The organism is Sphingomonas sp. Ant20 (assembly GCF_000783375.1).
GTDB lineage: Bacteria > Pseudomonadota > Alphaproteobacteria > Sphingomonadales > Sphingomonadaceae > Sphingomonas > Sphingomonas aerolata.
The window spans coordinates 1-7,334 of record NZ_JRVI01000116.1 but is presented as its reverse complement, the minus strand read 5'-3'; the positions used below and the strand labels follow the sequence as shown (position 1 = coordinate 7,334).

Genomic DNA, 7,334 nt, shown 5'->3' with positions numbered 1-7,334 from the left:
GCCATCGCCTCGGCCGCGACCGCCTCCGCCCGCTCGACGCGACCTCGATCAGCGAATCGACCGCGGGCCGACCATGCGCGGCGTTGACGATGTCGAGCCGCGACAGCGAGACGAGCACGACGGAAACCGGCTGTGCGTCGCCGATCCGCGCCGCGATCCACTGCTGCGCCAGGTTCGGATCGCGGCCGAAGCGTGCGCCGGCCATCGCGTCGCGGCGGTCGACGATGCCCGGCCTGCCTGGCGCGCGCGTCACATGACGCGCCGCGAAGCGCAGCGACTGGATCAGTTCGCCGTCGCTCGCCGGATCGATCAGGAAATGCGTAGCCCCCAGCTCGAACACGCGGTCGAGCGCCGTACAGTCGCGGCGCGACAGCACGAACAGCAGCGCCCCGCCATCCTCGGCGACCCGGGGGGCGATCGTCTGCGCCGCCGCCAGCCCCTGCGCGATCGCCCCGCGCGCATCGATCAGCACGACCGGTGCGCCGCTTTCGACATAGGCCGGGTCGATACCGCTGGCGGTTGCAGTGACCACCGCATCCCAGCCGCAAGCCACCGCAATATCAGCGATCTCCGCGAAGTGACGGAACGAGCATGCGAACAGCATCGTTCTGTTCAGCATGTCCTTTGTATCCAGTGTGGCCGGTGTCATCGCCGACAACCTAGCCACCCCATCGCCCGTCGCCAATCCTGGAACGCACTTGCCGCTCGACACTGCACCACCTAGCTCTGTTGCTATGGCGTCTCACTCCCCTTCGAGCCACTCCGCAACCGTCGATCGTCCGCTGGTCGATCGGCATCAGCGGACGATCAAATATCTGCGGATATCGGTCACCGACCGCTGCGATCTGCGGTGCCGCTATTGCATGTCCGAGGCGATGACCTTCCTGCCGCGCGCCAAGCTGTTGAGCCTCGAAGAGATCGCGATCATCGCCGAGCGGTTCATCGCGCGCGGCGTGACCAAGATCCGCCTATCGGGCGGCGAGCCGCTCGTCCGCCGCGACGTCGGCGATCTCGTCAAGCGACTGGGTGGCAATCTCGGCCGCGGGCTTGAGGAGCTGACGATGACCACCAACGGCACGCGGCTGGCGGAGCATGCGCCGGCGATGGTCGATGCGGGCATCCGACGCGTCAATGTCAGCATGGACAGCCGCGATCCCGAAAGATTCCGCTACATCACCCGGCACGGCGACGTCGCGCAGGTGATCGGCGGCATCATGGCGGCGCGCGATGCGGGGCTCGCGATCAAGATCAATATGGTCGCGCTCAAGGGCTTCAACGAGGACGAGATCGCACCGATGCTCGCCTGGTGCCGCGACGAGGGCTTCGACCTGTCCCTGATCGAGACGATGCCGCTCGGCGCGATCGACGAGGATCGCACCGATCGCTTCCTCCCGCTAACCGGCGTGTTCCGCGATCTCGAGACCCGGTTCCGGCTCGAACGGGACGCGTACAAGACCGGCGGGCCGGCACGCTACTGGAACGTCGACGGTACCGGGACGCGTCTTGGGCTCATCTCGCCGCTGACCGCCAATTTCTGCGAAGGCTGCAACCGCGTCCGCCTCACCACCGAGGGCAAACTGTATCTGTGCCTCGGGCATGACGATCAGGTCGACCTCAAGGGTGCGCTGCGCGACGGCGGCATCGCCGGGCTCGACGAGGCGATCGACGCTGGCCTCTACGCCAAACCCAAGCGGCACGACTTCCGCATCGGCGAGGGCGAGGGCCCCGCTGTCGCGCGTCACATGAGCGTCACCGGCGGGTGACCGACTATGTCCGCCGGGCGCTGGTAGCCTCCGCCACCCCGCCGGCACAGGCCGCCGCCGCCCAGCTTGCCGATCTGGGCGACTGGGTCGAGCCCGAGGAGGCGGATGTCGTCATCGCGCTCGGCGGTGACGGGTTCATGTTGCAGACGCTCCATGCGATGCTCGAACGGCGCAAGCCCGCGGTCCCGGTCTTCGGAATGAACCTGGGTACCGTCGGCTTCCTGATGAACGAGTGGCGGCATCACGGCCTCGAAGACCGGCTTTCGCGCGCCAAGCCCTTCAAGGTCACGCCGCTCAGCATGACCGCGACCGGGCTCGACGGACGCACCCTCACCCTCCCCGCGATCAACGAGGTCTCGCTGCTTCGCGAGACGCGTCAGACCGCCAAGCTCGAGGTGACGGTCAACGACCGCGTCGTGCTCGCCGAACTGGCCTGTGACGGCATCCTCGTCGCGACCCCCGCGGGATCGACCGCCTACAACCTGTCCGCGCAGGGCCCGATCCTGCCGCTCGGTTCGGGCATGGTCGCGCTGACGCCGATCAGCCCGTTCCGCCCGCGGCGCTGGCGCGGTGCGATCCTGCCCGACAAGGCCCGGATCGGCATCCGCGTGCTCGACCCCGGCAAGCGCCCCGTCTCCGCGGTCGCCGACCAGCGCGAGATCCGCGACGTGGCACAGGTCGACATCTGCATGGACCGTGCACGCGAGCTTACCCTGCTCTTCGATCCCGAGCACGCGCTCGACGACCGCATCACGATGGAACAGTTCGCAGCATAGCCCCCGACCCCGGCGCAATTTGTTGCGGAAATCGACAAAAACCGGGTTGCATCGTCCAACTGGCCGTTTATAGAGCCGCCTCCGGCAACGTTCCCTGATAGCTCAGCGGTAGAGCTCTCGACTGTTAATCGAGTGGCCGTAGGTTCGAATCCTACTCAGGGAGCCATTTTCAAGCCGCGAAATCTCGCTTCTGTCGAGACGTCCCGCGTCAGACCGCGGCAAGATCCCCCGATACACTATTTGCAATATAACCCTCGCGGCACGCATCCCGCGCGTCCGACCGGCGTTGACCCCTGACGACCAGAGCGATTGGGGCAGACGATGAAATCGGTGATTCTCCCGGGCGGCGAGACGGTGCCAGCCCTGGGCCAGGGAAGCTGGATGATGGGCGAGCGCGCCGATCGTCGCGAGGCCGAGACCGCAGCGTTGCGCGCAGGCGTCGAGTGCGGGATGACGCTGATCGACACGGCGGAGATGTATGGCGACGGCGCCGCCGAGACGCTGATCGGTGATGCGCTCCACGATGTCCGCGACACGCTGTTCCTCGTCAGCAAGGCCTATCCCCAAAACGCCTCGCGCGACCGCCTCACGGCCGCGTGTGAGGCGAGCCTTGGGCGGCTGAGGACCGACCGGCTCGACCTGTATCTGCTGCACTGGCGTGGGTCGGTACCGCTCGCCGAGACGGTCGAGGCGATGGAACGGCTCAAGACCGCGGGCAAGATCCGCCATTGGGGCGTCAGCAATCTCGATACCCAGGACATGGCCGAACTGCATGCGGCGGGCGGACAGGACTGCGCGACCGACCAGATCCTGTACAATTTGACGCGGCGTGGTCCCGAGCATGACCTCCTCCCCTGGCTCGACCGTCACGACATTCCCGTCATGGCCTATAGTCCGGTCGAACAGGGCCGGCTCCTCGCCGATCCGGCACTGGCGCGGATCGCGCGCGACATCGGCGCGACGCCCGCGCAGGTCGCGCTCGCCTGGGTGCTGCAACGTCCCGCGACGATTGCAATCCCGAAGGCCGCGAGCGTGGCGCATGTCAGCGAAAACCGGGCAGCCGCCGATCTCGTGCTGTCGGCCGAGGATCTTGCCGCGCTCGACACGGCGTTTCCCCGCCCGCGGTCGCCACAACCGCTCGAGATGCTCTGAGCGCGGCATGGCCGCAGCACGCCCCCCAAGGCCTATCCGGCGACCCCCGACGGCCGCTATTTCGTCGTCCGCGGCCGATTGTGGCGGTGCGCGGATCCGTCGCTGCCCGAAGCCGATCGTGCCGAGTTGGTGCGGGCACTGATGGCGGCGCGACGCGCGGTCGGCTTGGCCCGACGTCGGGACGATGCCGACGCGGTCGCCGCTGCACGTGCTGACGTCGACGCGGCCAAGCATGCGCTGGGCGAACGCGGCCCGGTCTGGTGGCATGACGGGTCGCCCGACTATAATCGCCACATGGCCGCCAACACCCCCTATGCGGCATGGTTCGCGGGAATCTCGCCGTCGATCTGAGCCGATGCGGCGACTGGTACGTTGAACAGGGATGACAGTGAAGACCCTGCGAGCCCGGCTCGCGTCCGGCGCGATGCCGCTTGCACTCCTCCTGACGAACGGCGCCGCCGGTGCCCAGCCCGCCCAGACAGCGCCGAGACGCGCGGTGCCCCCTGCCAAGCCGAGCGCTGCAGCCGCTGCGATCGGCGGCGTCGTCATCAGCCGGCAGGCGGTGACGGACGCGACCGTCCGCGCGGTCTACACCAAGGCGAAGTGGCGGGCGCTCTGGTCGGATGCAGACGTCGCGGCGCTCAACACTGCGCTCGGCGACCGCAGCCGTCACGGGCTCGATCACGTCGCCTTCCTGCCCGACCTGCCCGCCGACGCGGCCCCGGCGGATATCGACGTCGCCCGCACGCGTGTCGCGCTCGCCTATGCCGGTGCACTGGCAAGGGGCCGTGTCGATCCGGCGACGCTGCATCAGGTCTATACCCTGCCGCGACCCAGCGTCGACCTCGCCACCGGGCTGGTCGCCGCGATCGCGCGGCACAAGGTCGACGACTGGCTTGAAAGCTTGGCGCCGCAGGATGCCGACTATCGCCTGCTGTCCGATGCCTATCGCGTCTTCAGCGAGAAGGCGCTCACCGCACCAGCCGGCCCCGCACCGCTCGAGGCGCCCGCCCAGACGGGCGCTGCCGCGCTGATCCGCGTCGGCACCCGCGATCCGCGCGTGCGACGATCGTCGAACAGCTGGTCGAGAGCGGTTATCTCCTGACGCCCGGCCCCGGCCCCGTCACCGCGCCGACGCTGGCGCAATCCGCCTCGACCATCGCCGGCCTCCAGCCGGCCACCCCGTCTAGCGCCCCGGTCTATACGCAGGCAATCGCCGACGCGATGAAGGGGCTGCAGACCGATTACGGCATCGCCGCGGACGGGATCGTCGGGCCGGAGACTCTGAAGGTCCTCAATCTCGGACCAGGTGATCGCGCGCGCGCGCTCGCGGTGGCGCTGGAGCGGCGGCGCTGGCTCGAACGGACGCCCCCGGCGACGCGGATCGACGTCAACACCGCCGCCTCGCAACTGCGCTACTACCGCGATGGCGTGCTCGTCGATCAGCGCAAGGTGATCGTCGGCGAACCCGGTCGCGAGACGCCGGCCTTGTCCTCACCGATCTATCGCCTCGTCGCCAACCCGACCTGGACCGTGCCGAAGTCGATCCAGAACGGCGAGATGGCCAATGTCGACGACGCCTATCTGCAGGAGCACAACATGGTCCTGCGCGACGGCTGGATCGTCCAGCAGCCCGGCCCGAGCAATGCGCTCGGCCTCGTCAAGTTCGACATGGCGAACGACCAGGCGATCTATCTGCACGACACGTCCGCCCCCGGGCTGTTCGACCGCAGCCAGCGGCATCTGAGCCATGGCTGCGTCCGCGTCGAGGATGCGATCGGCTTCGCGCAGATGCTCGCCGACGACCAGGGCGTTACCGAGGCATGGCAGACCGCGCAGGCGTCGGGCGAGATGCAGTTTGTCCCGCTGCCGCGCCGCATCCCGGTGCGGCTGCTGTACGAGAATGTCTATGTCGGCGACGCCGGCAAGGTCGCCTTCCGTACCGACCCCTATGGCTGGAACGATCCCGTCGCCGAACAACTCGGTTTCGAGCGATCGGCGGCGCGGCGTGCCGAGGCCCGCGACATCGATATCGGCCCGTGAGCGTGAGGCGCGACTAGCCCCTGCGCGCGGCGATGTACCGCGTGACATTGCCGGTCAGCACGTCGAGCGGGACGTTGCCGCCAGCCAGCACCGCCTGGTTGAAGTCCCGCACGTCGAACCGGGTACCCAATTCGGCCTTGGCGCGGGTCCGCTGCGCGACGATCTCGGTCTGGCCGATCTTGTAGCCACAGGCCTGACCCGGCCAGGCGCAATAGCGCTCGACCTCGCTCACCGCGTTGCTCATCGGCAGTCCGGTCGCGGCGACGAATTCGCGCAACGCCTGCTCGCGCGTCCAGCCCATCGCATGGATCCCGGTGTCGACCACCAGCCGCACCGCGCGCCAAGACAGCCCCATGAAATAACCGAGCCGCCCCGCCGCATCGCCGTCATAGAGCCCGAGCTCGTCGGCGAGCTGTTCGGCGTAGAGCGCCCAGCCCTCGGTATAGGCGTTGAACGCCAGCACCGATCGGATCAGCGGCAGCTGCTGCGCATATTCCCCCTGCCAGACATGCCCGGGAATGCCCTCGTGGAACACCAGATCGGGGATCGTGACGCGGTTGTGGATCGTGGGATCGCCCAGATTCACCCAGATCTTGCCCGGGATCGATCCGTCGAGCGCGCCCGGCCCGCCATAGGCGGCGGGCGCCCCCGCCTCCTGCGCGAGCGGCATCCGCCGGATCTCGAGCCTGGCGGTCACCAGCGTGCGGAACGCCTTGGGCAGGCGCGGCCGGATCGCATCGATCCGGCCCTGCATATAGGCGACGATCTGCTTCCTACCGGCATCGTCGTTGGGGAAGGCGATGTCCGGCCGACGCTGCAATTCGGCCGCGCGCTCCGCCACGGTCCCCTTGGTCAGCCCGAAGCCCTTGAGGATCCTGTCCATCTGCGCCTGAAGCTCGACGAGCTGCGCACGCCCCAGCGCATGGATCTCCGCCGGGCTCCGTCGCGTCGTCGTCCCCGCACGCAGCCCCCAGCCATACCAGGCCGCGCCATGCGGGCGCGATCCCAGCCCGGCGACGTCAGTTGCGACCGCGCGCTGCGCGGTGAGTTCGGCGATCTGCCGCTCGAGCGCGGGGATGACCGCATCGCGGACGATCTGCGTAGAACGCCGGGTCCAGTCACCGGGGATCGCCTGCGTCTTGCGCGCGAGCGGCCCGATCAGTGGACCATCGACCGCTGCCGCCTCGGCCAGCGTGCGTCGCATCCCGGCCAGCGTCTTGTCGAGCAGGAAGCTGGGCGGCACCAAGCCCTGCTCGCGCGCGGTGCGCACCCTGCCCGTCTCGTCATCGAGCTGTTTCGCCATCGCCGCCACGCGCGCGAGATAGGCCTCGGCATCCGCCGCCGTGCGCAGCGGCTGATCGCCGTCGAGCAGCTGCGGCACGTCCAGCCACGCGCCGACATTCTGGATGACGGCATAGGGCGTGTTGCGCCAGTCGCCGATCGTCGCGACGCCGTAGGGCAGCGCCATCCCGTCCAGCGCGGTCTGGAACGCGCTCTGCGTCACGGCGATGCTGGTCAGCGTCGCCTGGTCGATCCCGTCGCGCGGCAACCGGCCGAGCGCAGCCAGCCCGTCGGTCAGGACGCGTCGCCGCGCGGCGAT

7 protein-coding genes, 1 tRNA gene and 1 pseudogene are annotated in these 7,334 nt (G+C 68.8%); 7 read left to right on the top strand and 2 right to left on the bottom strand.

The genetic code is table 11. From position 1 onward, the window contains the following. Positions 1-619 (bottom strand): annotated as a pseudogene (locus NI18_RS14230) (hypothetical protein); the annotation flags it as partial. Between the two features lie 115 nt (positions 620-734). Here NI18_RS14230 and moaA point away from each other — a divergent pair. From moaA to NI18_RS23450, 7 genes are all read left to right on the top strand, one after another. After that, positions 735-1,763: a GTP 3',8-cyclase MoaA gene (gene moaA, locus NI18_RS14225; RefSeq protein ID WP_052149209.1), complete on the top strand. Its 1,029-nt coding sequence runs from the start codon at positions 735-737 to the stop codon at positions 1,761-1,763. Further along, positions 1,760-2,539, top strand: coding sequence for an NAD kinase (locus NI18_RS14220; RefSeq protein WP_037530723.1), 780 nt, complete (start codon positions 1,760-1,762; stop codon positions 2,537-2,539). Before moaA ends, NI18_RS14220 begins: the two co-directional genes overlap by 4 nt. A gap of 91 nt (positions 2,540-2,630) precedes the next feature. After that, positions 2,631-2,705 (top strand) — tRNA-Asn (locus NI18_RS14215). 155 nt (positions 2,706-2,860) lie between these two features. Next, positions 2,861-3,691, top strand: coding sequence for an aldo/keto reductase (locus NI18_RS14210; RefSeq protein ID WP_084215215.1), 831 nt, complete (start codon positions 2,861-2,863; stop codon positions 3,689-3,691). A 129-nt stretch (positions 3,692-3,820) separates the two neighbouring features. After that, positions 3,821-4,042, top strand: a complete 222-nt coding sequence (locus NI18_RS14205; RefSeq protein ID WP_347574864.1) for a hypothetical protein — start codon at positions 3,821-3,823, stop codon at positions 4,040-4,042. A gap of 37 nt (positions 4,043-4,079) precedes the next feature. Next, complete coding sequence (locus NI18_RS23455; RefSeq protein ID WP_128082229.1) at positions 4,080-4,796, top strand: hypothetical protein; 717 nt, start codon at positions 4,080-4,082, stop codon at positions 4,794-4,796. 119 nt (positions 4,797-4,915) lie between these two features. After that, on the top strand, positions 4,916-5,734 hold the full coding sequence (locus NI18_RS23450; protein ID WP_084215213.1) for a L,D-transpeptidase family protein: 819 nt from the start codon (positions 4,916-4,918) through the stop codon (positions 5,732-5,734). Positions 5,735-5,747: 13 nt separating this feature from the next. Here the strand turns inward: NI18_RS23450 and NI18_RS14195 are convergent. Next, on the bottom strand, positions 5,748-7,334 hold a 1,587-nt coding region (locus NI18_RS14195; RefSeq protein ID WP_037530720.1), incomplete at its 5' end, for a DUF885 domain-containing protein.

Excerpts from the sequence above, each read along its gene's own strand:
- NI18_RS23450 (WP_084215213.1), top strand. The coding sequence starts at position 4,916 with ATGAAGGGGCTGCAGACCGATTACGGCATCGCCGCGGACGGGATCGTC.
- NI18_RS14210 (WP_084215215.1), top strand. The coding sequence starts at position 2,861 with ATGAAATCGGTGATTCTCCCGGGCGGCGAGACGGTGCCAGCCCTGGGC.
- moaA (WP_052149209.1), top strand. The coding sequence starts at position 735 with ATGGCGTCTCACTCCCCTTCGAGCCACTCCGCAACCGTCGATCGTCCG.